Below are 26,517 nucleotides of genomic sequence, written 5' to 3'. Positions count from 1 at the left end.
ATAGCACATTGTCTTTGTGAAAGACACGCTATTCGATTTGGCATGGTTGTTTTCTATTTGTTCCAGGTGGCAAGATACCTGGAACCTGTTAATACAGAGACTAAACAAATGCCCGTGAAATAAACATTTCACGGGCATTTGTTATGATGGTGGTGTATACTGTGTCTACATGGAAAAGAGGACTGGCACCAAGCGGGAATGCCAAGAGCTGAAAAAAGGCTGGAATGGATGACGCATGGCGATGCTCTTTCCCAGGTGATTTCTCATACAGGCGGCTTTCTGTTTACTCACTTAAATTCTGAAGGTTTCGGGTTTCCATAATTGCGCCCAAATGCGCGCAGTCAATGGCAAGTGTTTTTTCATAGTAATCCATCGCCCGCGTTTTGTCCCCAAGCCCATAACTGCCGAGACCCATCAGGTAATAACAGTATGCCCGGTTTCGGCGTGTCAGGTCCTCGTTAAAGAGCTGCAGTTCCGGAAGTGAAACAGCAAAATAATCAATTTTTATAGTATCGAACAGGTGTTTTTCACCATAGTCGACCAGCTTATGGAACCGAGCTTTCGCTGCGTCTTCACGTCCCAGCGCACGGTTGGCAAGCCCCTGATACAAAATCATATCTGCAGGCTGATCATTGTAGAACATCATGCTTGCGGGTTCCTCGTCACCCACGGCCGCACGCTCGAAATTTATCCGGGCAGCTTCAGCATTTTCCAGTACGCTTTCCGCAAGGCCCAGTGCGTAATAGATATCGTTATCCTTTGCTCCCTCCAGTTTGCCCTCACCTAAGTTTTCCGGGAATACGAGCGCTTTTTCCAACAGTGCTTTCGCCTTGGCAGCATCACCGGCAGAAAGAGCCTGATATGCCATTTGAGTCAGTGCGACGGTATATTGCTTGGTAACTTTGCCTTCCCCACCCTCCCATGGGTGGAACTTTCGCTGCATGAGCAGGGAGTACGCCTGCTCATGGCGGCCAAGCAGATTGAGCAGCGTCACATATTCCGTATAAAGGTCGTCACGCCGGAGGAAGGTTTCCTGATATGTTTCAAACTGTTTTAAGCGTCCCTCAGGCGGCATTCCCAGCTTTTTGTACAGCTGATCCAGCTCAAGAAAAATCCGTGCGTCGCCCGTATCCAGCGCAAATGCCTTTTCCATCGCGTTTTTCGCTTTAATCGGGTCACCGCAGTTGTTGTAATAGGTAAGCGCCAGATTACGCCACACCGTTGGAAAGCGGCCGTCAATTTTCACGGAAAGTTCCCACAAGCGCTGTGCTTCCTGATAACGCCGTTTATCGTAGAACAAACATCCGAGATAGTAGGGGGCTTTCGCGTCCTGCTGATTCAGTTCCAGCGCGAAAGTCAGCACCGCAATATCTTCCAGCCGGTTGGGGAAACAATACAGCGGGCTGCGTGCCGCGGCCTGCGCAAGTATTTCTGACAGCCCGGTTTCACCGCCGGATTTCACGTAATAGAAAGCCTCGTAATATTTAAGCATCGGGGAATCGTTTTTGCACAGGCGCAGTACGTTCCTTACGTCTTTGTACAAACCCGCATCCGCATAGTCAATAGCGCACTCGATAAAGCTGCTGGCGCGGTCTCCCATCAGAGCAAGCGTATCGTCGTGCGATACGCCGTCCATCTCCTCCAGCTCAAGACGGGAGCGGTAGTCAAACGTATCCAGAACTAAATTTTTACGCAGTTGCTGCTTTGCCTCGTCCACGCGGCCCATCAGTCTGAGCAATGATGCCCGCAGGCCAAGGGCTTTAAGGTTATGCGCATTCTTTACCAGGGAACGGTCGACATGCGCAAGCGCCTCGTCGTAGTTTCCGCGCCTGCAAGCGATGGCCGCCAGATAGTAGAAGGCTGTTTCCTGCTGTGCCGCTGACCATGCCGCCTTATAAAATGCATCAAACGCCTTGTCGTCCCGCTCCTGATACAGCAGCGCAAGCCCAAGGTTGAAAAATGCTTCACTGTCGTACGGGTTCGGGTTTTTCCATGTAAGGCGCTCGGTTGCTTTCCGGAAATGCTTCTCTGCGTCTCTAAACAGGCCCCGGCGCAAAAGCAGTAATCCATAAGCCGTATTCAACCGGATATCTCCCGGGTCGCGGCGCAGGCCTTCCAGATAATAACCATCCGGGAGGCAGGTCGCGTGGCGATATTGTTCAATATGAAGCCCTGTCAGATACAGTTCCTCGCAGGTGGCAATGTCGCAGGGGTCCTTCGCGGCCTGCGCGGGTTCAGGCTGTTTTTCAATTTTTTCCTTCACAGGTTTATAGTTCAGCATGAGGCGGCCGCCTGCGTCGTATACCGACAGCGTAAGGTTCTCCGGCGTTATACCTTCCGGCAGCGGCACTGCTTCGCACAGCACATTTACAGGCGAAAGTGTCAGTGTACGGTCCAGATAATGCGTTTGGTTATCTACAAGCGTGACGCGCGCGTTTTCATAACGTGATGTCGCGTAGACGCACACACGTGCCTGCCCATTCTCCACCTCGAGGTTTAATACCACTTCGGTGCTGGCATTTTTGACATTCGCGGCTTTTTTGTAGGGCATGAAATACTGGGTAAATGTTTTTTCCTCGAATGGTTTGAGCCATGTGAAGTCTGGCTGGTTATCCGTGAACATCCCGGTCATCAGCTCGATATAGGGGCCATTTTCATCCGTAAGGTTGCGGTCCCATGCTTTTCCGAAATCACCGCAGCCCCATGTCCATTGTTTCTTTCCGGGCGAAATATGATGGTCCGCGACATGCAGGATTCCGGCCTCCAGCCTGTGGTCATAGCCGCCCACGAAATCATAATCCGAGTGATATGCCATATACGATGTGGGTACAGGGATATTTTTATAGCGTGAGATATCCACCCCTGCCCCATAATTGTGTTTGTAATATACACCGGTAGCAATCGGGAATTTTGAAACATCTCTCTTGCCGTGGTCCATGACCGCGTGAACGTCAGGCGGAAAGATGGACTGCGTATCATCATTCACAGCTACCGCCGGGTTTGCCCACCACAGAAACGTCTGCGGCAGGTTGGTGCGGTTATACAGCTGGCCCTTGATTTCTATGTAGGCTCTGTCCGGGTACAGCGTAAATGATGCCATGCCTTTTGTACCGTACATCTGATCAACTTCGCTCACCTGCACGGTCTTGCTGCCGTCGGCATTCTCACGCAGTACGCAGTCTGTGGGAGCGAAAGTTGTCGGCCGGTGGTGCTGCGGCCAGTTGAACTCAATGCCGCCCGAGACCCACGGCCCTGTGAGCCCCACAAGCGCCGGTTTAATGACCTCGTTATAATATACGAAGTCGTAGCCGTTGGTCTTGTCATACGCGCGCTGGATACGTCCGCCCAGTTCCGGAAGAATCATCACACGCAGATAATCGTTTTCCAGCCAAACGGCATTGTAAGTTTTGTCCTCTTTTTCATCAAGTATTTTATCGATAACGGGATAAGGATATACCTTGCCGGAGCTGCCCTGATAAACCCGCTTTTCTAAAAACATTGGATTTTTATCCGGTTTACCCACTCCATAGGTGGGAATGGTGATGTTTTCGCGACACACCTCAACCTGCCCGGGAATATGTTTCATTGTCAAACCTCCTCTGTAGCTTATTATGGTTTGATTATAACATTCCGGATGCGTGCTTAGTTATTTGTTATTGCCAAGATATTTATAAAAATTGCGATTTGTATTTTATAAAGGTCGTTCAATTGACAAGAAAACTAAACAGATGTTATAATCTGTACGGAAATATTTTTATATAAATTGCCTTGCATGGAAGAAGGGTACTGTTTGAAAGTTCACAGTCAGGGTGTACTGCCTGCATCGAACCTCTATTTTCAGACGCAAAGTGAAATTGCACGCAACCTGTATTTTTATCCGCTTTGCACCGGCCACTATATTTGCGACAGCAGTTATGTTGTAGACCGCAACAGTTACAACAGTTTTCTGCTTTTATATGTGGTGCGCGGCAGCGGCTATGTTGTGAGCGGGAAACTGGAGCAAGCGGTCGAGGCCGGAAACATTTTTTTGCTCGACTGCTATGCGCCGCACCGCTACGGGACCCGCAAGGGCTGGGAAATCTTTTGGGTGCATTTTGACGGTGTCATGTCCCGGATTTATTTTGACGCCATTACGAAGGGGGAAAACTGCGTGGTACTGCTTCCGCCGGACCCGCAGACTACACAATACAACCTGGAAAAATTATATATGATGTACCACGCGGAAGGGCAGGGCAGCGAGCCTATGGCCAATAAATATATTGTCAATGCGCTGACTGATTTTCTTACACATAACACAGTCGCCCCCCAGCAGACTTCCGTAATCCCGGAGGAATTGCTTACCTACATCACAGAAAACCTGCACCTGCCGCTTTCACTCAACGAACTTGCAAAACGCGCTTCTCTGAGCCCCTATTATTTCACGCGTCAATTTAAAAAAGAAATCGGCTATACTCCGCACGAATATCTCATCATTACGCGCGTAAACGCGGCAAAATTTTATCTGAAAACAACAGGTATGGCAATCAAAGAGATCACCTATAAATGCGGATTTTGCAGTGAATCCAGCTTTTGCACCACGTTTAAGCGTTTAGTAGGCACAACGCCGCTGAACTTTCGAAAGTCCGCCTCCTAGGCGGCGGACTTTCCCTGTCTGTAAGAAAAAGCACACCGTCCGGTATTTTCCGGGCGGTGTGTTTTTAAGAAACAGAGTCACTTATTCCGCATATTTGCCCATGACTTCTTTATAGTTTTCGGGAGTTACAACCACCGCATCCACAGCGGTCTCCAAAGCAGGCTCTTTGCCGCCGATCACATCGAGCAGGACCTGAATGGAACCCGCGCCGACGGATTCGGCAGAGAAATACGCGGAAGCCTTCATGCAGGAGCCGCCCTCTTTTTTGAATTCATCCTTTGCCATATAGGCGCCCAGGCCAACTACGCAGGCGTTGGCGTCCAGACCGGCGCTCTCCAGCGCACGGACAGCACCCACGCAGCCTTCCTCGTTCGCGCCCGTTACAAGCCAGGTCTTAATTTCAGGATGCGCGGTGATTACGGCTGCTGCGGCCGTATTTCCCTTATCAGTGGTTCCGTCATAGTCAGCCTTGAAGATTCTGGAAGTGTCAAAGTCCGGGCACAGCTCCGTAAATTTGTCATATTCGCCTTCAGCGCGGGGCACGCAGGACGAAACCGTATCCATCGTCATAAGAAGCAGGCCAACGTCCTCTTTGCCCACAAGGGAGTTTTCCTTGGCATAGTTTGCAATCCATTCGCCGTTTGCTTCCCCAATCTTATAAGCATTAATGCCTACCCATGGCGCAATTTTCTCGCCGTTTACTTCCAGCGCGTCATCCGCGGCAACAACAGGGATACCGGCTTCCAGCATCTTGTCCGCAACCGCCTGGGACATCGTCTGGTCGGGGATGCAGGTCACAACGCCGGCGGCATTATTCGCTATCGCGTTGTCAATCGCCTTCAGATATTCTTCAGGGCTCATTTTCGCATCTACATAAGTAAAGGTATAGCCGGCGTCCTCGGCGGCTTTCTTGGCGGCGTCCCCTTCGTCGATAAACCAGGTCTGGTCGCCGGCCTTATAAATGCCATAGATGACGCCGCCCGTTTTCGAGTCCTGGGCTTCCCCGCCGGATTCAGGAGCAGGCTCGGAAGTTGAAGACGCGGGGGCAGCCGGGGAGGGAGAACTATCAGTGCTGCATGCCGCAAATGCGGGGAGGCATAGCGTTAACGACAGTGCGATTGCCAAAATCTTTTTCATGTAATGTTCCTCCAAACTCTTCAATTTTGTTGCATTTTATTCATCCGGCGGACGCCGGTTTGAAACGTATTATGCGTTTTTCATGCTGGCTGCCAGCAGCTCTCTGGTGCGGTTGCGTTTGCGCAGGTAGTCGGATGTAAGTGCGAACAGCAGCAGTGCGCCGCGCGCTACATACTGCCAGAAAGTAGGCACGTTGACCATAATCAGGCCGGTATTGAAAGCCTGGATCAGTATGATACCCAGCACAGTACCGCCCATACTGCCTACGCCGCCCGTAAAGGACACGCCGCCCAGAATAACGGCAGTGATCGCATCAAACTCAAGGTTTACGTTGGCCGCGGGCTGGCCTGAATTCATACGGGCTGCAAAGATAATGCCGCCGATTCCGCACAAAACACCCATCATCACAAAGCAGATTGCAACAATACGCTGCGGGTTTAATCCCGCCAGACGCGCAGCGTCCTTGTTGCCGCCAATTGCATAAATGCTGCGGCCGAATTTTGTCTTTGCCAGGATGAAGCCGAAAAAGACTACAGAAAGAATTGTAATCCATACGGACAGCGGAATCCTGAGGAAGCGCACTTTGCCCAAATAGATAAATACAGGGTCACTGATTGCTACCGGCTTGCCGCCGCAAAGTATGTAGGCCACACCGCGCACGATCGATTGGGTGACAAGTGTTGCGATGAACGCTTCGAGCTTGATCGTATTGACCATCCACGCGTTAAACAGACCGACACCCGCTCCAACAACAAGCGTAATGATAACCGAAATCCATAAAGGCACCCCCCAGCTGACGAGCAGGGCTGCCAGCACACCGGACATCGCGGCCAGCGAGCCGGGAGACAGATCGTTCTGCCCCGCGATAATCAGATAGGTGTGGCCGATAGCCACCAGACCTACCAGGGAAGCCGCCACAAACAGATTGATCACGTTGGTCCAGCTGAGAAAATTTTTATTGATGGATGTGAAGACGATGAATACGACGACGATAGCCGCAATCAGCACCAGCTTATCGCCGCCGACTACATTGGTGACAAGTTCGAAAATACTGTCTTTTTTCCCTTTGGCCGGGTTAGCCGCAGCACTGTGTTTCATTCTGCTTTCTCTCCTATCATTCCGAGGCTCAAAAGCCTGTCTTCCGTAGCTTCCCCGCGGGATACCTCATCCACGATACGAAGCGATTTCATAACAATAATGCGGTCCGAAAGACCTATGACTTCCGGCAATTCCGATGAGATGAGGATTACACCCAGCCCCCGTTTCGCAAACGTGCAGATCATCTGGTAAAATTCCGCTTTTGCGCCCACATCAATGCCCTTTGTAGGCTCATCCAAAATCAGGACCTTTGGATTCGTGGCCAGCCAGCGCGCCACAATACATTTTTGCTGATTTCCCCCGGAGAGCTCTACAATCTTTTTTTCCGCGTCCGGCGTTTTGATATGAAAATCGCGAATACCCTGCGCTGCCGCGGCTGCCTCCTTCTTTGTGCTTAAGATACCAAAACGGTTGGCGTTTTGGTCGAGCAGTGAGATGTTGATGTTACCGGAAACCGAAAGGTTTGCAAGAATACCCTGCAGCTTACGGTCTTCCGGAACCAGAACGATCCCGTTGCGCATGGCATCCTTGGGCGATTTATTCACGAGTTCCTTTCCTCCAAGCAGAATCCTTCCGGTGCGGAGCTTATCGGCTCCGATAATGGCACGCATCAGCTCGGTACGGCCTGCGCCGACAAGCCCCGAAAAACCTAAAATTTCTCCCGCATGAAGCTGAAAAGAATTTTCCTTTACGAAATCCGATGACACGCCCTGAACATCCAGCAGCACATCTCCGATGTCCTTGTCGCGGTCAAGGTTTGCATAAATGTCACCCAGGTCACGTCCGACCATCATTTTAATCATCATGCTCTCGGGCACCTTGCCAGTCGCCACCGTATCCACATAACACCCGTCTTTAAAGATGGCCGCCTTATCGGTGATTTGCTGAATCTCATTCATACGGTGAGACACGTACAGGATGATCTTATCCTCCGACTTCAGCTTTTTGATGATGGCAAACAGACTTTCAATCTCGGAGTCTGAAAGGCTGGCGGTCGGCTCGTCGAAACAGATTACTTTCAAGTTATCCCGGCTGTAAGCCTTCATGATTTCCACCATCTGCTGGTAGGCGATGCTTAAATCTTTTACCTTTGTGGTCGGCTTGATCTGCAAACCAAAATCATCAATAATCCGCTGTGCCATCGCATTTGCTTTGCGTATGTCAATAATGCCGGCCCGCTTTGTGGGCATCCGGCCCAGATAAATATTTTCAGCAACGCTCAGTTCCAATAAAATCTGCCGTTCCTGATAGATCACGCTGATACCTGCCTCGATCGCTTCGTGTGGGGTGCGAAAATGCTTTTCCTCACCGTTCAGCAGATAGTTTCCTTCCTCCGGCTGGTAGTCGCCGTTCAAAACTTTGAGCAGAGTCGACTTGCCCGCACCGTTTTCTCCCAGAAAGGCCAGCACTTCCCCGCTGTATGCCTTAAAACAAATATCATGCAAAGCCTTAACACCCGGAAAGTATTTTGAGATGTGTTGGAATTCCAGCACATTGCCCATGCACGTTTCCTCCTTTTCCTGAAATCCTCCCTGTTGCAGATATTTAAAAAAATTTTGTATGCCTAGTTTCTCTTGACCTCTATTTTATCAGAATCTACGGGATTTTGTTTTTTAAAATTTGCGCATATATTCCAAAAAATTGCTTTTTAAATTTATTTTGTTGTCATAACACACCAAACATAATAAACTTTTCTTTGAAAGTAAAACAATACTGATGAGGGAATCTGAAATGAAAAAAAGATACGCGGATAAAAATAACCATCGATTGCGCCTGCATAGCGGCTCAGGAATAACGGCGGAACTGAGTCCAGAAGGAGCGGCTCTGACTGCTTTATACACACCTGATCGAACTGGGGTTTTCGAAAATATTGTGCTTTCCTGCACAGCCCCTTCCGTGTTTGCCGGTGCAATTGTCGCCCCTGTCGCGGGGCGGATAAGCGGCGGGCGCGTGCCCATCCATGGCTGCATGTATTCGATGCCATGTAACGAAGGCGCAAACTGCCTGCACAGCGGGTCGGAAACGCTGGGGCATACCATCTGGGATATTCGTCGAACCGACACGGACAGTGCAGTACTGGAGGGACACCTTGCAGACGGTGCCTGCGGGCTGCCCGGTAACCGCGTCCTTACCGTTACGTATAAGCTTGTGGGGGATTCGCTTTCTATCGAATTTTGCATGAAAACGGACGCCGATACCTTTATAAACCCCACCAGCCATATCTACTGGAATCTCTCGGGTGATTTTACACGTCCCGCTTATGATCACATTCTGACAATAAACGCGCAGCGGGTATGGTATAACGATGCGCAGCATCTTCCGGTATGCCTCAAGCCGGTGCAGGGTACCGCGTTCGATTTTCGGTCTCCGCGCACCCTTTTGCAGGCTATGGAAAACGGTTCTCAGGATTTATCCAATGCGCGCGGCTACAACAATGCATTCGAACTGGTCGGTTCGCCTGCCGCCGTACTGGCAAACCCTGCCAGTGGGCGGCAGCTGACACTGGAAACGGATGCGCCGTGCCTTGTATTCTATTCCGGCGGTTTTCTGGGCACCGGCGTAACGCTGGCAAACGGCAGCTCCGCTGTGCCAGGATGCGCACTGGCTTTTGAGCCGCAGTTCGTACCGGATGCCCCCCGCCTGCTGGGCAACGATCTGCCGCTGCTGCACTCTGGGGAGACATTCCGCCGTTTTATCCGTTACCGGTTCGGAAACGTATAGGAAACACGATACTACAGAATGCCATATTGATCAAAAGATTCCTTTGCCCCCATCCCGCTGAGAATCGCTTCCGCCACCATTTTTTCTCCGGTTGCTTTTGCATAGGCGCGCTGAATCACTTCCTCTTCAATATCCTGCGGGACAATGACTACCCCATCTAAGTCGCCGAATACGATATCACCCGGTACCACCCGGACTCCTTCTATCTCAATCGGTACGCGGAAATCAATGACTTTTCCGCGCGGTGCCTGGTCCTGTGCATAGCGGCCATAGGAAAAACACGGAAATCCCAGATTTAAAATACCCTTTGTATCGCGGTGGAATCCATTGACCACAGCGCCTGATGCTTTAAGGACCTGCATCCGCGTACACATGAGTTCGCCCACCAGTGCATAGCAAGGGGAGGCGCCTGTGCAAATATACACTTCACTTTCTTTCAAATCATCCAGAGCCTCCAGCATCAGTCCAAACGGTTTTTTCAAAATTGGGTTTTGCCCATCGGATAATTCCTCAAATGTATCTGCCTCCAATACCGGCATTGCGCGTCCCGCTACCACCATATCTTCCGCGAGCGGCTGGATTCGCCATGGCAGGAACTGGTGCAGCCTGCCCATTTTATCCAAGATATCGCCAACGACTGAGGAATACAGCTCTTTTCGCATCATGTCGAACAGCGCTCTATCATTGTTCCATTTGATTGCCATTTTACATTTCTCCTATTCTACGACCGCGCCTTCCGCAGCCGATTTGCTTATTTTGCAATAGGTTTTCAGATAACCGTTCAATAGTTCCTTTTCCGGAGGTACCCATACATCTTTACGCCGCTTCAATTCCTGTCCGTCCACATGCAGATGCAAGTCACGGTTTGGCAGATCGATGGTGATTTTATCGCCGTCTTTCACCAGCGCAAGCGGACCGCCCTCGTAAGCTTCGGGCGAGATGTGTCCCACAAATAAGCCCCGGTTTGAACCGGAAAAGCGGCCATTCGTAACAATCGCACAATCTCCGGCAAGGCCCATTCCTTCCAGACATTTCATCGGGCGGCATACCGTTTTTAAAAAATTGTATGTAATGGATAAGAGCCTTCAGCCGGCTGCAGCCCAAATCTGAATAAAAGTTGATGTTGTATATGCAGACCGATACATTTGAACAAGAAATAAAGGTGAGAACAAATATGCGTGTAATTGCATTTATGGGAAGCCCCTGGAAAAACGTCGGTTAAAATTTTCGACATCTGAGGCATTGATCGTATCGAAGCCAAAATTCGATATGACTGTTAAAGGGTTAAAATCAAAATATGATCTGATTAACCATGAAAAAATCCGAATCAATCGAAGTGTCTCAAAATACATTAGGGCTGTATAATTGCACTCTTGGACTATTAAGAAATGAAAAAGGGCATAAAAATAGCAGGCTTATAATAAAGCCTGCTTCGTATATAAAAAATAAGATGAGGTCTATTGGCTATGAAGTTTTGTCAGATTGCTACATCAAGGTATTACGGCTTTATGATAGTAGGTCATACGCTCTATCATTCAGAACTTCTTCCATCGCGGGGATAGAGTGTGCTGCACCTAAACGCGAAACTGCGATCGCCGATGCTCTTGCCGCGAGATCTAAGGATTCTTCTACGCTGCGCCCCTGCACGACCCCTGCCAGAAAGTAACCTGTAAACGTGTCCCCCGCCGCAGTAGTGTCGACTGTTTTTACCGGGTAGATACCTTGAGTGACGACCCGTTCCGCATCGGCATAGCAGGAACCCAGTGTCCCTAAAGTCAACACGATTTTTGCTTGTGGAAATTTGTCCCGCAGCAGCGAAATCAGCTTATCGCTTTTCAGGTTGGTACTTCCGGTAAGCTGGCCTGCCTCGATTTCGTTTAAAACAAACCAATCTATGAGTTTCAAATTCACCTCAAGCACTTTTTCGTCCATCGGTGAAGGATTCAGAACAATCTTCATCCCTTTTTCATACGCCCTCTGCACAATGTAGGCCAGCTCGTTGATCTCATTTTGCAGCACCAAAAAATCTCCGGCAGAAAAACCCGCAAGGGTTTCATCCACCTGCCGCTTTGTGATCTGCCGGTTCGCCCCGCCGTACAGGATGATGCAGTTGTCTCCTTCAGAGTCGTTCTGAATGATCGCGTTCCCGGTTCTAACCTCTTCCAGTACCGCAACACAGGAACTATCCACATTCGCAGATGCCAGCATATCAAGAAGGATTTTCCCGTCTTTTCCGATGCTCCCGGCATGCCAGACCTCGACACCGGCGCGCCCGAGCGCGACCGACTGATTAAGGCCTTTGCCGCCGCAAAACAGCGTCAGGGATTTGGAGGAAATCGTCTCACCTTTCCGCACAAAATGGTCTACCCGGTAGACGTGATCAATATTGAGTGAGCCGAAATTTAAAATTTTCATGCAAAGTACCTCGCCAAGCCTTCAAACAGATATTTGCCTGCCATCGCGCCCTGATCGGGAACTCCTTTTGCCTTGGCGGAAAACACTGCGGCTTTTCCGTATTTGGGCAACATCTCTTTGGTTGCCTCAACACCCTCTTCCGCGCCCTGCACCGCCGCCTGCATAACGCCGGCAAGAGATGCCCCGGCGGCGTACGCCTGTTCTGCCTTTTTTGCTCCGGTATCCACAGCATCCAGTATCGTGCGGTCGCCGGGTTGACATTTTCCTCTTTTTTGGATACCCGCCGCAAAGCCGGTCAAAAATGCAGACAGCTCTTTCGGCCCCATCTCTGCCGTTTCGCCGACCGCCTTACCGCCTTCCATAATGCCGCTGGACATCAGCGTACCCATGGTGGAAGGAACGAGGCTCGCCATTTTCATGCCGGCCTTGCGAAGCGTTTTACCGATATCTCCGGATGCTCCGTTTTCCAAAATCAGTCGAGGAAGCGCACTGAACCCTTTCTGCATCGTAAGCCCAAGATCGCCATCTCCCATCTTTGCGTCCATTTCGCAAAGTTCTTCTTTTTTTTCTGCAAAAATCTCTGCAACTCCTTTAAAAAAATCCGCGAGTTGTTCATAACTTATGCGGTCCACCACCTTGCATCTCCTCTCCCGCGCTGTGGTTTAAACCTGCGTATAAAACGGTGTGTGGGCCGGCATATCGATCCACTCTTTCATTTCTTTATCCGCCATGCGGCAAACTGAGATCGACGCGCCTGCCATCTCCATGCTGGTGGCATATTCTCCTACAAAAGTGCGGTAGGTACGAACACCCCTTCTGTCGAGAATGTGCCGCACACTGCCGGAAAGGATATACAGCTCCTCCTGGCTGGTGGCGCCGAGCCCGTTGATGAGGACGCAGACCTCTTCCCCAGCAGCAAGCGGCATATCAGCCAAAATCTCTTCCAGGGATTCTTTTGCCAGTTCTTCTGCCGTTTTAACGGGGCCGTTCCATACCCCCGGCTCTCCGTGGATGCCCATGCCGAACGCCATCTCATTCTCTGCAAGCGTGAAATTGGAATGACCCAGTTCAGGAATGACACAGGGGGTCAGGGCAAAGCCGACAGTACGGGTGTTCTCTTTTGCCTTTTGCGCGGCCGCCAGTACTTCGTCCAGGCTGCCCATCTCGGCTGCTTTTGCGCCGGCACATTTGTACAGAAAGAAAATCCCGGCTACACCGCGGCGGGCATGCGTATTTTTATTGGAAAGCACATCATCCGCGCCTACGATACTTTGGGACGCGATATCGTCCATATCCAGCATCTCAGCCGCCATATCAAAGTTCATAATATCGCCGGTGTAGTTACCGTACAAAAACAGCACGCCGGCGCCCGCTTCCACCTCTTTCGCCACATGATAAATCTGTTCGCTCGAAGGGGACTGGAACACTCCGCCCACACCGCAGCCGTCCAGCAGGTTTTCACCTACATAGCCAAGAAACAGAGGCAGGTGCCCGGTGCCGCCCCCGGTGATGATGGCGACCTTTCCGGACTTTTTGCGCGCCGTACAATAGCAGCGCAGATCATTATTTACATATTTCACCATGCTCGGGTGCGCGGCGTAGATCCCGCGGAGCATATCATCGGTGTAGTTTTCCGGTGCATTGATCAATTTTTTCATTGTTGATCCTCCTTTGCCTTTCACGCGGCTTTGGGGATACAGGCCGCCGGACCCTGTGCAGCAGATGCTGCGCGGTACCGCCGCCTGACCCGGGACGCTTAAAACTTGATTTCTTTCGGATAAGCCCACTTTGCCAACTCTTCCTCCGCAAGGATCGGCGGTTCCTGCCCATTGCGGACAGCAAGCGCAATGTAGTACAGCTCTGCTACCTCTTCTATGTATTGAGCCTTGATAAAGGCGTCGTCAATATCGTCACCGACGGCGATCGCGCCGTGGCTTTCCATCAGGCAGCAATCGGTATTTTTCAAGGTTTTTGCCACCTTTTCCGCAAGATCCGCAGTGCCCGGCCGGCCATACGGCGCAACGGGGATCGTGCCGCATTTTCCGATGTAGGAAAATTCGTATACGATAGGAGGGATCGACTTGTTCAGGACTGCAAACGCCGTGGAATAGCGTGCATGGGTATGCACCACAGCCCTTACATCTTTCCGCTCCCGGTAGATCGAAAGGTGCATCAGTGTTTCGCTGGAGGGTTTGTTTATTTGATTCCATTTGATGACGTTGGCATCGAGGTCCATCACGCAGATATGTTCAGGAGTAAGTACTTCTCTTGCCACGCCGCTGGGTGTGACAACCACATAGCCGGTGGCGGGGTCATAGATGCTGAAATTGCCGGATTTATGTTTGCACATACCAAGCCGGTCCGCTTCTTTGGCCACCCGCACGACTTGTTTTTTCAACTCTTCAAGCATAATTTGTCTCCTTTTTATGATCGGCCGTCATTTCAATACAAGGTCAAAGGCAGCCTTTTCTCAGAATAATGCAGGCATAGAAAGCCGTTTCCGTAGTGGATACCACTGCATAGGCATCTTTGGCCGCTTCGTAAAATGCGAACCGATCCAGAAAGCCCACCGCATCCGCTCCGCGCGTATCATACTTTGCCACAATATCTTTGAATTCGTCCCATACCGGACAGTCAAGGTCGCGGTGCATTTCCATCTTATCCATAATGGTAACCGGCCGGGGCACAAATTCATCCAGTGGAAGCAGCTGCAAAATGCCTTCCAGCATTTCTGTCGCGCGATGGCCGTCACAGCGGATGTTGACATGGTTTTTCGCTTCGGCCATCGCGGCTGCGGGAAAATTGGCGTCGCCGATCACGATGGTGTCCCCGTGGCCCATCTCGTGCAGTACCTTCAGCAGCTCCGGAGAAACACAGGCCGGAATTCCTTTCAGCATGCGCTCACCTCCCGATGCCAAGGGCTGCAAACGCCTGGTCGAACGGTGAGTGGCACATGCCCTTTTCCGTAATGATGCCGGTGATCAGGGAATGATCCGTCACATCAAAAGCCGGGTTAAAAACCCCGATGCCTTTTGGCGCCATGCGCTCTTTATACCACATCTCAGTCACTTCGTCGGGGTCGCGCATCTCAATTGGAATCTCCTCGCCGGTCGGAGTCGCAAGGTCAATGGTAGAACTGGGCGCGCAGACATAGAACGGGATGCCGTAGTGCTTTGCAAGAATAGCAACGCCGCTGGTGCCGATCTTGTTGGCGGCATCGCCGTTTTTCGCAACCCGGTCACAACCGACAAAGATGATGTCAATTTTTTTCGATTTCATTAAAATGGAGGCCATATTGTCACACTGCAGGGTGGTGGTGATGCCGGCATTGTACAGTTCAAACGAGGTCAGTCTGGCCCCCTGCAAAAGCGGTCTCGTCTCGTCGCAGTAGACATGCATATCGGTGCCGGCCCAGCCCTTTTCGAGCGCAAGGTACATCGGGGCGGTCGCCGTGCCGTACTTTGCCGTTGCCAGCGTGCCTGCATTGCAGTGGGTCAGAATACCAATCTCGCGACCGTCTTTTTTCAGCTCTTTCAAAAGCCTAAAGCCGATCTCGCCGATGTTCCTGCTGATCTGCACGTCTTCTTCGCGGATTTTTTCTACCTCAACAAACAGAATCTCCTTGATCTCTGGAATTGTTTTGTTCTGGTTTCTCTGGACAGTATCCTCCATGCGGTTCAGCGCCCAAAACAGGTTGACCGCTGTCGGCCTCGACGACGCGAGATAGTCTTTCAGCTCCCGGAATTTTGCATAAAACGCATCGTAGCTGTTTTCATCGATCTGCGAAGCCAGCAGCGCGATACCGTAAGCGGCGGCAACGCCGATAGCAGGTGCGCCGCGTACTTTCAGCTTTTTGATCGCATCCCAGACCTCCTCTTTCGTCCGGATTTCGATCCTTTTGATCGTGCCGGGCAGCAGCGTCTGGTCTATAATGTCCACCGCGCTTTTATCTTGTGCCATACGAACCGTAATGACCTTGTCGAAAAAATCATCCACCGTCATAATCATCTATCCCCTTCGTTTGATATTGGACCCTGTCACCTGCCGCAGCAAAGGTCAAAGCGTCCTTTCTGCCGCTTCTTTCGCCTTTTTCACCGCCGCAGTAAAATCAGCGCCCGTGCGGAAGGAACTTTGATGCATGATGTAGTCTTTTCCCGCAAAGATGTTGATCCGTTCTGCCAGCAGGCGTTTCTTCTCGTCGGCGATCGTGGTGACATCCACGACGTTTGCCATGCCCACCGTTCTGCGGTGCAGCTCGGTCCCGGCGTAACCGGCGGTGTCGTTGAGGATGCCTTCCAGATACCACTCTTTGAACCCCGGAACCTTTGCCATCGGTTCGGTGACGGCTTCGTCGAACCGCTCGCTGAATTTCCCGATAAAAAGATCGATCGTCTTTTCGATGGTCTTCAGAATCCAGTCGCAAAACGCCGCCGCACCCGCCGCAAGGCCATTGTCATAGGCAAAGATCAGGTTGGCCACCACGTTGCCCACGTCATAGCCCATCGGTGCATAGGTGCCAAACTCGGAATCAAACACCTTGGTGGCATCCTGCCGGATAAAGATGGAGCCGGTATGCAGGTCGCCGTGCATCAGCGCCTGCGCCTCGGTCATAAATTTGAATTTCAGCTTTGCCACCTCAAGATGCAGCTTCTCGTCGGAGTAGAGCTCTTTTTTTACAAAATCCGCATTGGGTGCAAATACATTGTTGCGGTGATTCAGGTCGTTGTACGGCTCCATTAAAACCAGCTTTTCGGTGATATCGCAAAGGTCCGGAGAAATAAATTTGCGGATCAGCTCTTTTTTCTCCTTGTGATCCATCACCACATCGCTGCTCAGCAGCAGAGTCTCAACCATAAAAGTGGAAATGTCATCCGCAAACCGCGGAAAGATCTCATGCTGTAACATAGCGTCGCGCATCACGACATAATCTGAGCAGTCCTCCATGCCGCAGGCGCACATGACAGTATCAAAGAAGTAAATATGGGGCACCATGCCGGGCGCAAATTTGTCTTCCAACATGATAATTTCGGACTCCAGACGGTTGCGGTCGGTAGACGGCTTCATATCCTTGGAGATTCGGGTCTCGGTACCCGCCTGTTTGATATAGATGGAATGGCCCTTTCCATCCCAGACCCGGTAGACATAGTTCAGGTTGCCGTGAGATTTCGGCACGATCGCTTCCATCGAACCGAGGTCCCAATCAATCTCCCTGACTTTTTCAAGCGTATATTCAATCACGTCGCATACATTCATCTGAAAATAATGATCAAAGCGGGACATCGTTCATTCCTCCTCAATTCTCTTTTTTGGATGCATAAGCTGCGACCAGCGCAAGCGCCAGCACTGCACCTTTCACTGCGGGCAATACATAGAACGGCACGGCACAGATGGTAAGGCCGTTCTCCAGAGTAGAAACCAGCATCGAGCCGATCATGGTGCCGAGCGCGTTGGGTTTTTCCGCGCCGCCCACAGTACGGCCGACAAAGACCGCCGCCAGAGAAGGCATCAGGTAGTTGTCACAGCACATAACCTGGGCCGAGCTGCCGCGGGATGCGACCAGAATGCCACCGATGGCAATGAATACAGCTGTAAGCATGCCGGCCAGATAACGATACTTTTTAACATTGATACCGGAGAGTTTGGCCGCCTCACGGTTTCCGCCCATAGCATACAGGTACCGGCCGTGCTTGGTAAAGTTCAAAAACAGATACGCCACCAGCACACAGCCCAGCATGATGATGATAATCCAAGGCGCGCGGCCGACGGCGGAAAAGGAATCTGACAGGGTGGTACGCACCGGGGCCGCGCCCCAGGGGGCCTTCATACCGGTAGAAACCGCGCCGCCGCCGATATACCACTGGCCCAGGCCCTGATGTACGAACATCAGCGCGCAGGTCGCCAGCATGTCGGGAATCTTGCAGATCAGAATTAAGAACATCGTGAGCTGGTACATCAGCAACGTGACCAGGATGCAGATGATGATGGACATGCCCAGCGACTGCCCAAACCAGAGGTAGGAGGACACGAATACATACGCAGAGCAGCTTGCCAGCGTGCCGGCGGACATATCAAAGCCGTCCGGTGCCATGGTCATGGTAGCCGCAATGCCAAACACGGTATTGATTGCCATTGCCCGTAAAATATTGACCATATTGCTGCCTGACATGAAGGCACTGCCCTTGATGGCCGAGAATGCGATAAAGCAGGCGATGAGGGACAAAACTGCCGCCCAGTTTACCAGAAATTTTGTCACACTCTGTATTGAATTTTTTTGCTTAATCATAACTACCCTATTCCTCCCGTTTATACATTCAGGCACTGATCGACCCTACCGCCAACAGAATAGTTCATGATCTCGTCTTCTGTTGTTTTTGCGGTTTCCAATTCCGCCATTACTGCTCCGTTGTACATCACATACATTCGATCCGTCAGGGATAAAAGCTCTGAATTTTCGCAGGAAGCATAGATCACACCGTTCCCCTGCTTTGCGATCTCATTGATCAAATGGAAAATATCCTGCTTTGCGCCGACGTCGACGCCCTTGGTCGGTTCGTCGAAGATGTAGAGGTCGCAATCTGACGCGAGCCATTTGCCCACGGCCACCTTCTGCTGGTTCCCGCCCGAAAGGTTGCGGACCATCTGCCTGATGGACGGGGTTGTGATCCCCAAGTCCGCCACATAGGCTCTGGCGTTCTCGTTTACCCGCCTGTTATTAATAAAAGAAGCGATGCAGAACTTTGACAGGCAGTTGACAGACAGGTTGAAGCTGACGTTTTCGTTGACCAGCACGCCCTCTTTGCGGCGCTCTTCCGGCACCAGGGCCATACGCTGTTTCACGGCGTCGGATGGGCTTGCGATCCTCAACACTTTGCCTTTCATCATCAGTCTGCCGTGAGTCTTTTTATAAGCGCCGAAAATCGTTTTGCAAAGTTCGGATTTCCCCGCGCCGACCAGACCGGCGATACCGACGATCTCACCTCTCCTAACGTACAGCGAAACGTCTTTCACCTTGCCATCCGCACCGGACAGATGCTCCACCTCAAACAGCGTATCCTCTATGTTGCACTTCTCTTTCGGGAAGTTCTCTTCAAACTTGCGGCCCAGCATCTTTTCCACGATCTCTTTGGTCGTCGTCTCCGGGATGACCGGCGCACTGCCGATCAGCTTACCATTACGCATAACCGTATAGTTTTCGCAGATCTCCAGTATCTCGTACAGGCGGTGTGAGATGAAAAGAATTGCGATATTCTCCGTCTTGTGCAAATAACGGACAACCCTGAACAGCTCTTCGGTTTCGGTATTGCTCAGCGGTGCAGTCGGTTCATCCAGAATCAAAAAGCTGCACCGCGCCTGCAGCGCCTTGGCGATAAGCACCATCTGCTTTTGCGCCAAAGACAGGTTCTGGACCAGTGCGTGCTCGTCGATCTGCTCGCGGCTGATATGCAATTTGTCCAGCGCCGACCGCCCCTGCTTATAAACCTTTCTCCAGTCTACAATGTATCCGCTTGTACCCATGAGCATATCGTTCTGAACAATGTTTTCTGCAACGGATAAGGTAGGATACAGCGCGGTATCCACTTCTTGATAGACTATCTGGATCCCAAGCTTTTTTGCATCGACCGGCGTCCTCAGTTGGACTTTTTCACCGTTCAGCAGCACTTCGCCGGTATAGGATGGGTTTGCACCCGCCAGCACCTTCATCAAAGTAGATTTTCCGGCGCCGTTGGCTCCGACGACTGCGCGTATCTCTCCGGTTGATACTGAAAAATTGATGTCGTCGAGCGCTTTGACACCGGGAAATTCTATCGAGATATGCCTCGTCTCAAGTTTAATTCGGTCCATAGAGTTCCTCTTTTCAGTTAAAGTCAGTTCTAAAAAAGGAAACGTCGGAGCAAAACCCGACGTTTCCTGTGTCAGACACATTCCCTTGGATCCTGACGTCAAAAGCAAGCTCTGCTTTTATACCTTTCCCTTATTTGTAAAGCAGTTCTTTCGGCATCCATGCCGCTTCGGACAGATAATCGAGGTTTCCATAGGTTTCTCCCGCCACATCTCCGAGGTTCTCCACCGTAGAATCCGGTTTAAGATCGGTTGCTTTAACGGCAGTGCCGGGAACTTCAACGACATCCACACCGGTCTTACCTGTCGCGGGGTCGTAGATTTTGTCATACTCGCCAGCCAGCTCCAGCAGCAGAATGCGCATTCCAATCTGGCCGTTCATGGTCCAGTCAGTGGTGCCTGCCGCGGACCAGATCTCGGGATTGGTCTGCATATTGGTTACGTCAACCGGATCGATATCAACGGAGGCCATCGGCAGGGCTTCACCATTTTTGCCGTTGAAATTGTCATTTTCGATGATCGCATTGTAAACGCCCTGACCATACATATCATAGTAGGCAATGATGCCGTCCACATCTTCGCGCTTGACGCTTTGCAGATAAGCCGCAGTAACGGTATTGGCAGAATCTACAGAATCCTGCAGCGGCTGGATCTCTCCGACAGTTTTGATCTTGCCGGCCTTTTCATACTCTTGCCAGCCTACTTCGCGGCGATCGAACGGGCTGTTGTAGTTCGGGCCTCTCCAAACCTTGATGAGGCGAACACCTTCGCCATATTTTTCGACCATCTGGTCCAGCAGAACGGTGACAAGAGATTGATCCTGCTGGAACATCTGGGTTATGCCGGGAATCTTCTGGTACGCGCCGTCAGTATAGAACTGGGTATCAAACGTGGCGATCTTCAGGTCGGGGTACTGTTCCGTGATCTCTTTCAGGAAGACATAGGAACCATCCTGGTTGCCGTGGCTGACCAGCAAACCGTCGTACCCTGCGGATGCACAAGTACGGATGGTATCCTGCCACTTATTGAAGTCGCCATCGCAGAAGAAGAAGTCAAACTGAACGCCAAGCGAATCACACAGCTTTGCGCAGGAATCCTTCCACATCTGGAAGATGGTTGCCGAAGGAAGCAGCATAATGTAGGCTACCTTCTTGCCTTGTACCGGGTTATCCGCAGAAGCAGTGGGGGCCGCCGGGGCGGAGCTGCCCTGTGAAGATGTTGAGGGTGCGGATGCGGGTGCGGGCGACGCGGTGGTGCCGCCGCAGGCAGTTAGCATCGAGACCGCCATGGCCGCCACAATAATCAGGCTGATAATCCTTTTAAAATTCCTCATAAAACGTCTTTTCCTCCTTTGTTTATTAAACAATCGTTGGAACATATAGGTTCCGTTTGGTAAACAATACGACTATTTCCTTAACTTGTCAATAAGATTTAGTTTATTTCACCGTTTTAGCCAGATGATTTTTGATTTTTTGGTAGATTTGTCCATTGCTATGAGCACTTTTTTACAAATAACATAATTCATCATTAAGCTTTATGTTTATTAAACAAAAAGAAGATAGCCTAAATCGCTTAAAAGCGATTTAGGCTATCTTAAAACTTATGGTATTCAATTTTCGCTGTTTCGCAGATCTTTTACGCTGTCGCGCACCATAAGGCGGCCGGTGATTCGTGTTTTTATCGGGTTGAACCTTGGGTCCGCCATCAGCTGCAACAGCTGGAACACCGACTGCTTGCCCATGATGTTCCGCTGCACATGTACCGTTGTGAGCGTCGGTGAGCTGATGGAAGCATAGGGAATATCATCAAACCCAATAATTGAAATATCGCGCGGAATCTTATACCCCTCCTCCTTCATTGCCTTCATTACGCCGAGGGCAATGGTATCATTCTCCGCAAAAAAGCAGGAGGGCAGTTCCGGCTTCTTTTCCAGGATGCTCATAAAATCGTCATGTGCGCCCAGCATCGTTGGGGTGACACGAAATTCCCATTTTTCATCAAAGTGGAATCCGAATTCCGGGACATACATCCGGAATGCCTTGCAACGCGCTTTGAAGTTCTCGGTGTCGGAGATACTTCCCAGATAGCCAATCTCGGTATGGCCGCATTCCCGGCAATATTGCAGCGCCATCCAGACATTTTCGTAATTGTTCATACAAACGCTGTTGTACCCGTAATTAGGCACCGTATTGTCCACTACAACGAACGGGATGGGAATACTTTGCAGCACACTGTAACTATCCTCCATGATCTCGGTCGCAATGACGATCATACCGCAGTATTTGCTGTAATCGATCGCATTCAAGGCTGCTTTCAGCTCGGTTTTTGCCACCATCATGGTCATACCGAGATGCTCCATGCGCAGTTGCTCCTCAATAGAATCGATGATCATAGAAATAAAACCCTGGTTTTCTTCCACGAACATACCGCTTTTGCAGTATTTCATCAAAAGCACGCTTTTTGTTTTGCCGACTTTTTGAACCGACGGCATATAGTGATGAGTTTCTATCGCTTCAAGCACCCTTTTGCGGGTTTCTTCACTGACACCCTTTTTCCTGTTCAAAACGATCGAAATCGTAGCCGGTGAAACGTCGATCAATTTGGCCAGCTCTCTTATCGTCATATCCTTTCCCCCGTGCTTTTCCTTGTTTGTTAAACGAAACTAAACGAAAAACGTCTATTTACTAATCGCATTTAAACTATATCATTATGTAAAATTATAGTCAACATGTCAATAGCCTCTTTCATTCTTTTTCACATTGTGGCGTAAAATCTGGAGTAGTGTCTGAAAAATAATAAAAAAATCTGCCCTTATCAATCGTGATTTCTTATCGGGCAAGGAGGAAAAATTTTCTGGGGATATACATAAACAGTATTTTTTGCAGGTCGGTGAGCGTTTCTTTTCGCCCTTGTTTCGGTGGTCTGGAAAAAGCGAATCGTACCTAAAAAGTGCGTTTCCATATCCTGAAAACGCACTTTCTTCGTATCTATTGTATTTGTCGATCCAAATTCTTTTATCATTTTTGCAGAGCCATTCACAAATCTACCATAGCGGTTGGCCAAGATGAGGCTGAAAGTGTAGACTGGTTTGAGAAACAGAAGCTTCTTGGTATTTTTGCAGGACACATAGTAGACAGGATTGCGAATCAGACCGATCGGTCCATCCTTTCCCTGCGTTTAAGCTTTAATCGTTGACTGCTTCGTTCATCGTTCATTGGGATTAAATGATATTATTAATAGCTTCTGCGAAACAACTACAAGCGTGCCTTTACTAATTGTTTTAGTGCTACTTGTTAGCCTTTGATGCCTGCAGAAGCAATTCCCTTCACAATATTCTTTTGAAAAACAATAAAAACAAGTATAATAGGAGCAGCAAGCAGTGCACCTGCCGCCATAGTTAACCCCATACCGGTAAGATATTGTGAACGGAAAACCGGAAGCCCGACAGGGATTGTTACCAGTTCTGGTTTAGTAATCGAAATAAACGGCCACAAAAAGTCATTCCAGCTCTGCATGAAAACGAGAATAGCCAAAGATGATAAGGCAGATTTTGATAGCGGTGCTGCAATTCCAAAACATGTGCGAAACCAGCCACAGCCATCAATTTGGGCCGCTTCAAAAAGCGCATTAGGTAATCCGTCAAAGAAGTTTTTAAGTATTATAATAGCAAACGGCGCAGCAAGAGAAGGCGCAATGAGGGAAAATCTTGTGTTTAGCATACCTGTACTTTGGAATAGTGTGTAAAGTGGCACAAGTGTAGCCTCACGCGGAATCATCATCCCCGCCATGATAACTATAAACAAAATATTTTTTCCTCGAAATGAAATGCGTGAAAATGCAAAAGCGGCAAGAGTGCATATCAGCAAAACTCCACATGTGGTAATCGTGGAAATAATGGCACTGTTCGCAATCCATCGAAATACATCCGCCTGTGGATGATTGAGGACCGCTTTGACATTCTCCAGCGTAAACGGAGGCTGAAACCAGTTTGATACCTTTGTAACATCCACCGATTCCGGCTTAAATGTTACAACAGCCATCCAGACAATCGGAACAAGCCATAGGATGCAAAGTCCATATGTAAGCAGATTGAACAGCCATTCCGTATAAAACTTTTTATTAGTTTTTTCCACTGTCAGTCCTCCTGCTTATTCATAATTTTAAGTTGAAATAAGGAGACAATAAGGATAATCGCCAGCAGGATAAAAGATGCGGCAGATGCCTGCCCCATTTGGAAAGTTGTAAATCCCGTCTCGTAAATGTACTGTAGAAGCGTCCGGCTTGCGCCGCCGGGGCCTCCTTCCGTAATTAAAAAGACCTGCCCAAATATTTTGAAGGAAGCAATTACTTGAAGAAAAAGAACAAGCAAATGTGTACGCTTCAGGCAGGGTACGGTAATACGCCAAATACGCTGAAATCCAGTAGCTCCGTCAATAGATGCAGCCTCGTACTGCTCGACAGGGATCTCCTGCAGACCCGCAAGATAGATGAGCATATAGTACCCTGTGTTCCACCAAAAGGTTACCAGAATGATAGAAGGCCATACAAGGCTGAGGTTGCTAAGCCAGAATATTTCATTTTTAACGCCCAAGGCGTGTGTGGCCGCATTCATAAGCCCCGTGTAAGGCTGAAAAATATTCAGCCATATTACAGCTGTAATTGATACGGCAAGTATGTTAGGAAGAAAAAACGTAGAGCGAACGAACGTTTTACCCCGAAGCATTTTACTATCTACAATCAACGCTAAGATGAGAGAACCCAACATGAAGATTGGCGTCGAGACAAAGACATACACGAGCGTATTCGTCAAGGCTTTCCAGAAAACCGGATCCTGAAACAGTTTGGCGTAATTGGCAATCCCAACAAAGGTTTTTGCGCCTGTTATATTCCACTTGAAAAAGCTAATAACAAATCCCTGCACCATCGGGTATAAACTAAACACAGCATAAAAAAATAAAAACGGCAGCAAAAACAAATAGCCAATGGCTGAGTCTTTCACTTTGTAAAAGTGCCTGCTGCGGCCTGCCACCGGCAAAGTTGTCGATTTTTGCACTTTTTTGTCTCCTCCCTTTGATAAAAAACCGGGAACAACCGCCATACAGGAAGTTGTTCCCGGAGCAAGTTATAAGCCGATGTCCCTATTACAAATTGGGCAGGAGCTGATTCAAATTATCTTTTACCTGTTTGACCGCTTCTTCCTGTGTGATTGTGCCCAGCATCCCCTGCTGGATGGGATCTCTTACTTCTGCAATCTGATGCAGATTTGCATTAGGAATCGTGTAGATGGGCACGGCCACACCTAAAGTGGATTTGTAGTACTGCGGCCACGGCATGTTCTTAAATTCCTCGGTTTCGGTAGATGGAATATAAGCGGGCAGATGACCGGCCTCAGACCATCTGTAATTGTTTTCGCCCCACCATTTAATAAATTCAAGAATCGCTTTTGTCTTTGCATCGCTCATTTCACTATTTTTAGGAATAATGAATGCATGGTTTGTGGTCACAAGTGCATTTTTCTCGCCCAGCTGTGGGAAAGTGGTAACGCCAAACGCATCGCCAAGCGCATCTGCGGCAGCCGCTACGTTCCAGGAGCCGTCAATATAGAAAGGAAGCTTGCCGGCCTTAAACATATCCAGATCTGCGGGTGGCGCGAGATTTTCCGGAACGTAATCTGCATAAATTTTCTGATATTCAGTCAGCGCCTTCACAGCAATCTCATCATCGAAAACGCAGGTGCGGTTTTCAAGATCGATAAAGTCATGCCCGCCGAGTTGCTCATACATTGTGAGCCAGCCCAGCACAAGCTGAGGCGGGCGCATGGTAAGCGCCAGAGGATCCGCAATGCCTGTTTCTTTGGCAGCGGTCCCCAGCATGTTCATGAAGTTGTCATATCCAGGCTCCAGCTTTAAAGTGCCGTCATCGTTCAGCACACTGGTTCCCGCAAGCAATTCTTTATTATACATCAAAACACGGATCAAATTATCGCAGGGAACCGCATAGTATTCGCCGTCCACCTTTGCGGCCTCCATTGCGGCCGGTGTGTAACCGCCAAAATCAATATTTACACCCAGACGCGCCGCTTCTCCGCTAATGGACACAAGCATATCGTCAGCCTGCAAACCGGTTACAAAACCGCCAATGTAGGAAATGGCAAAGTCAGGACCTTGTCCGCTCATCATGCCGGTTTTAAGTTTGGTAGCAAACTGGTTAAAATCCTGCTGCTGGAAATCAATGTGTACATCTGGATGGGTTTGGTTGTACTCATCAAAGATCAAACTGGCAACAGTAACGTCACCACCGTCCCACATGGTCCAGAATACAAGCTCTGTCGGTTCTTCCGAATCCGTGCTCGCGGAATTGACCTCCGGCGGAACTGTTGCCTCTGGCTCTGTTTTGGTTCCGCATGACGCAAGAAGCAAACAAAACGTCAAAGTCAACAATAATGCGATTAATTTTTTCATTTTGTTGAATCCTCCTAAAAAATAAATTATAATAGGCATAGACACTCGTGTGTATTTCTGCTGCAAAGTAAAGTAGCCGTCCTTTGCAACCAAACTGTAGCATATCCTTTGCGAGCTGTGCAATATGCGATTTTGAGGGTTTGACTAAAATAATGCTAATTTTTGCCCCATCGTAAAAAGTGCAATATCATAAGAAATCCGCATATTCCAAAT

Annotated in this window: 22 protein-coding genes; 2 read left to right on the top strand and 20 right to left on the bottom strand. The window is 49.7% G+C overall.

The genetic code is table 11. The annotated features are described in order from the left end of the window. Positions 1-283: 283 nt before the first annotated feature. Positions 284-3,586 (bottom strand): DUF5107 domain-containing protein, encoded by a 3,303-nt coding sequence (locus tag C1A10_RS16270; RefSeq protein WP_101911254.1) that lies wholly within the window; start codon positions 3,584-3,586, stop codon positions 284-286. A 204-nt stretch (positions 3,587-3,790) separates the two neighbouring features. Between C1A10_RS16270 and C1A10_RS16265 the strand changes: the two genes are divergently transcribed. Beyond that, complete coding sequence (locus C1A10_RS16265; protein WP_180951189.1) at positions 3,791-4,633, top strand: AraC family transcriptional regulator; 843 nt, start codon at positions 3,791-3,793, stop codon at positions 4,631-4,633. 81 nt (positions 4,634-4,714) lie between these two features. Here the strand turns inward: C1A10_RS16265 and C1A10_RS16260 are convergent, their stop codons facing one another. From C1A10_RS16260 to C1A10_RS16250, 3 genes are all read right to left on the bottom strand, one after another. Then, complete coding sequence (locus C1A10_RS16260) at positions 4,715-5,770, bottom strand: substrate-binding domain-containing protein (RefSeq protein WP_101911252.1); 1,056 nt, start codon at positions 5,768-5,770, stop codon at positions 4,715-4,717. A 69-nt stretch (positions 5,771-5,839) separates the two neighbouring features. Continuing rightward, the gene (locus C1A10_RS16255; RefSeq protein ID WP_101911251.1) at positions 5,840-6,868 is read right to left on the bottom strand and encodes an ABC transporter permease; all 1,029 of its coding nucleotides are present in this window, start codon (positions 6,866-6,868) and stop codon (positions 5,840-5,842) included. Further along, positions 6,865-8,370: a sugar ABC transporter ATP-binding protein gene (locus tag C1A10_RS16250; protein ID WP_101911250.1), complete on the bottom strand. Its 1,506-nt coding sequence runs from the start codon at positions 8,368-8,370 to the stop codon at positions 6,865-6,867. The genes C1A10_RS16255 and C1A10_RS16250 overlap by 4 nt, the downstream gene beginning before the upstream one ends. Before the next feature lie 229 nt (positions 8,371-8,599). Here C1A10_RS16250 and C1A10_RS16245 point away from each other — a divergent pair, with 229 nt between their 5' ends. Then, a complete protein-coding gene (locus tag C1A10_RS16245; protein WP_180951188.1) occupies positions 8,600-9,589 on the top strand; it encodes an aldose epimerase family protein in 990 nt (329 codons plus the stop codon). Positions 9,590-9,600: 11 nt separating this feature from the next. Here the strand turns inward: C1A10_RS16245 and C1A10_RS16240 are convergent, their stop codons facing one another. From C1A10_RS16240 to C1A10_RS16165, 16 genes are all read right to left on the bottom strand, one after another. After that, complete coding sequence (locus tag C1A10_RS16240) at positions 9,601-10,293, bottom strand: RraA family protein (protein WP_101911248.1); 693 nt, start codon at positions 10,291-10,293, stop codon at positions 9,601-9,603. Between the two features lie 12 nt (positions 10,294-10,305). Next, positions 10,306-10,626: a dihydroxy-acid dehydratase domain-containing protein gene (locus C1A10_RS16235; protein ID WP_101911247.1), complete on the bottom strand. Its 321-nt coding sequence runs from the start codon at positions 10,624-10,626 to the stop codon at positions 10,306-10,308. A 469-nt stretch (positions 10,627-11,095) separates the two neighbouring features. Then, a complete protein-coding gene (locus C1A10_RS16230) occupies positions 11,096-12,004 on the bottom strand; it encodes a ribokinase (protein ID WP_101911246.1) in 909 nt (302 codons plus the stop codon). Further along, positions 12,001-12,636 (bottom strand): dihydroxyacetone kinase subunit L, encoded by a 636-nt coding sequence (locus tag C1A10_RS16225; protein WP_101911714.1) that lies wholly within the window; start codon positions 12,634-12,636, stop codon positions 12,001-12,003. The genes C1A10_RS16230 and C1A10_RS16225 overlap by 4 nt, the downstream gene beginning before the upstream one ends. Before the next feature lie 30 nt (positions 12,637-12,666). After that, positions 12,667-13,662, bottom strand: a complete 996-nt coding sequence (locus C1A10_RS16220) for a dihydroxyacetone kinase subunit DhaK (protein ID WP_101911245.1) — start codon at positions 13,660-13,662, stop codon at positions 12,667-12,669. Positions 13,663-13,760: 98 nt separating this feature from the next. Beyond that, a complete protein-coding gene (locus tag C1A10_RS16215; protein WP_101911244.1) occupies positions 13,761-14,414 on the bottom strand; it encodes a class II aldolase/adducin family protein in 654 nt (217 codons plus the stop codon). Between the two features lie 43 nt (positions 14,415-14,457). Then, a complete protein-coding gene (locus C1A10_RS16210) occupies positions 14,458-14,901 on the bottom strand; it encodes an RbsD/FucU family protein (RefSeq protein ID WP_101911243.1) in 444 nt (147 codons plus the stop codon). A gap of 4 nt (positions 14,902-14,905) precedes the next feature. Then, positions 14,906-16,012, bottom strand: a complete 1,107-nt coding sequence (mtnA, locus tag C1A10_RS16205; RefSeq protein WP_341456931.1) for an S-methyl-5-thioribose-1-phosphate isomerase — start codon at positions 16,010-16,012, stop codon at positions 14,906-14,908. Between the two features lie 48 nt (positions 16,013-16,060). After that, on the bottom strand, positions 16,061-17,284 hold the full coding sequence (gene mtnK, locus C1A10_RS16200) for an S-methyl-5-thioribose kinase (protein ID WP_101911241.1): 1,224 nt from the start codon (positions 17,282-17,284) through the stop codon (positions 16,061-16,063). A 13-nt stretch (positions 17,285-17,297) separates the two neighbouring features. Further along, on the bottom strand, positions 17,298-18,287 hold the full coding sequence (locus tag C1A10_RS16195; RefSeq protein ID WP_101911240.1) for an ABC transporter permease: 990 nt from the start codon (positions 18,285-18,287) through the stop codon (positions 17,298-17,300). Positions 18,288-18,307: 20 nt separating this feature from the next. After that, positions 18,308-19,846 carry a sugar ABC transporter ATP-binding protein gene (locus C1A10_RS16190; RefSeq protein WP_101911239.1) on the bottom strand — a complete coding sequence of 513 codons (1,539 nt, stop codon included), beginning with the start codon at positions 19,844-19,846 and terminating at the stop codon, positions 18,308-18,310. Positions 19,847-19,976: 130 nt separating this feature from the next. Next, the gene (locus C1A10_RS16185; RefSeq protein WP_101911238.1) at positions 19,977-21,176 is read right to left on the bottom strand and encodes a substrate-binding domain-containing protein; all 1,200 of its coding nucleotides are present in this window, start codon (positions 21,174-21,176) and stop codon (positions 19,977-19,979) included. Between the two features lie 276 nt (positions 21,177-21,452). Further along, positions 21,453-22,466: a LacI family DNA-binding transcriptional regulator gene (locus tag C1A10_RS16180; protein ID WP_101911237.1), complete on the bottom strand. Its 1,014-nt coding sequence runs from the start codon at positions 22,464-22,466 to the stop codon at positions 21,453-21,455. Positions 22,467-23,136: 670 nt separating this feature from the next. After that, positions 23,137-23,976 (bottom strand): carbohydrate ABC transporter permease, encoded by an 840-nt coding sequence (locus C1A10_RS16175; RefSeq protein ID WP_101911236.1) that lies wholly within the window; start codon positions 23,974-23,976, stop codon positions 23,137-23,139. A gap of 2 nt (positions 23,977-23,978) precedes the next feature. Next, positions 23,979-24,941 carry a carbohydrate ABC transporter permease gene (locus C1A10_RS16170; protein ID WP_101911235.1) on the bottom strand — a complete coding sequence of 321 codons (963 nt, stop codon included), beginning with the start codon at positions 24,939-24,941 and terminating at the stop codon, positions 23,979-23,981. 43 nt (positions 24,942-24,984) lie between these two features. Next, positions 24,985-26,304, bottom strand: a complete 1,320-nt coding sequence (locus tag C1A10_RS16165; RefSeq protein WP_180951187.1) for an extracellular solute-binding protein — start codon at positions 26,302-26,304, stop codon at positions 24,985-24,987. Positions 26,305-26,517: the final 213 nt, after the last annotated feature.

Origin of the sequence: Marasmitruncus massiliensis, from assembly GCF_900186535.1 — a bacterium.
Classification (GTDB): domain Bacteria; phylum Bacillota; class Clostridia; order Oscillospirales; family Ruminococcaceae; genus Anaerotruncus; species Anaerotruncus massiliensis_A.
Note: the sequence above shows the minus strand (reverse complement) of the source record. Positions and strands in the feature narration are given on the sequence as shown.

Bases quoted from the DNA above. Each gene is read 5' to 3' on its own strand.
- C1A10_RS16270 (WP_101911254.1), bottom strand. From the start codon at position 3,586: ATGAAACATATTCCCGGGCAGGTTGAGGTGTGTCGCGAAAACATCACC.
- C1A10_RS16260 (WP_101911252.1), bottom strand. From the start codon at position 5,770: ATGAAAAAGATTTTGGCAATCGCACTGTCGTTAACGCTATGCCTCCCC.
- C1A10_RS16255 (WP_101911251.1), bottom strand. From the start codon at position 6,868: ATGAAACACAGTGCTGCGGCTAACCCGGCCAAAGGGAAAAAAGACAGT.
- C1A10_RS16250 (WP_101911250.1), bottom strand. From the start codon at position 8,370: ATGGGCAATGTGCTGGAATTCCAACACATCTCAAAATACTTTCCGGGT.
- C1A10_RS16245 (WP_180951188.1), top strand. From the start codon at position 8,600: ATGAAAAAAAGATACGCGGATAAAAATAACCATCGATTGCGCCTGCAT.
- C1A10_RS16240 (WP_101911248.1), bottom strand. From the start codon at position 10,293: ATGGCAATCAAATGGAACAATGATAGAGCGCTGTTCGACATGATGCGA.
- C1A10_RS16235 (WP_101911247.1), bottom strand. From the start codon at position 10,626: ATGAAATGTCTGGAAGGAATGGGCCTTGCCGGAGATTGTGCGATTGTT.
- C1A10_RS16230 (WP_101911246.1), bottom strand. From the start codon at position 12,004: ATGAAAATTTTAAATTTCGGCTCACTCAATATTGATCACGTCTACCGG.
- C1A10_RS16220 (WP_101911245.1), bottom strand. From the start codon at position 13,662: ATGAAAAAATTGATCAATGCACCGGAAAACTACACCGATGATATGCTC.
- C1A10_RS16215 (WP_101911244.1), bottom strand. From the start codon at position 14,414: ATGCTTGAAGAGTTGAAAAAACAAGTCGTGCGGGTGGCCAAAGAAGCG.
- C1A10_RS16210 (WP_101911243.1), bottom strand. From the start codon at position 14,901: ATGCTGAAAGGAATTCCGGCCTGTGTTTCTCCGGAGCTGCTGAAGGTA.
- mtnA (WP_341456931.1), bottom strand. From the start codon at position 16,012: ATGATTATGACGGTGGATGATTTTTTCGACAAGGTCATTACGGTTCGT.
- mtnK (WP_101911241.1), bottom strand. From the start codon at position 17,284: ATGTCCCGCTTTGATCATTATTTTCAGATGAATGTATGCGACGTGATT.
- C1A10_RS16195 (WP_101911240.1), bottom strand. From the start codon at position 18,287: ATGATTAAGCAAAAAAATTCAATACAGAGTGTGACAAAATTTCTGGTA.
- C1A10_RS16190 (WP_101911239.1), bottom strand. From the start codon at position 19,846: ATGGACCGAATTAAACTTGAGACGAGGCATATCTCGATAGAATTTCCC.
- C1A10_RS16185 (WP_101911238.1), bottom strand. From the start codon at position 21,176: ATGAGGAATTTTAAAAGGATTATCAGCCTGATTATTGTGGCGGCCATG.
- C1A10_RS16180 (WP_101911237.1), bottom strand. From the start codon at position 22,466: ATGACGATAAGAGAGCTGGCCAAATTGATCGACGTTTCACCGGCTACG.
- C1A10_RS16170 (WP_101911235.1), bottom strand. From the start codon at position 24,941: ATGGCGGTTGTTCCCGGTTTTTTATCAAAGGGAGGAGACAAAAAAGTG.
- C1A10_RS16165 (WP_180951187.1), bottom strand. From the start codon at position 26,304: ATGAAAAAATTAATCGCATTATTGTTGACTTTGACGTTTTGTTTGCTT.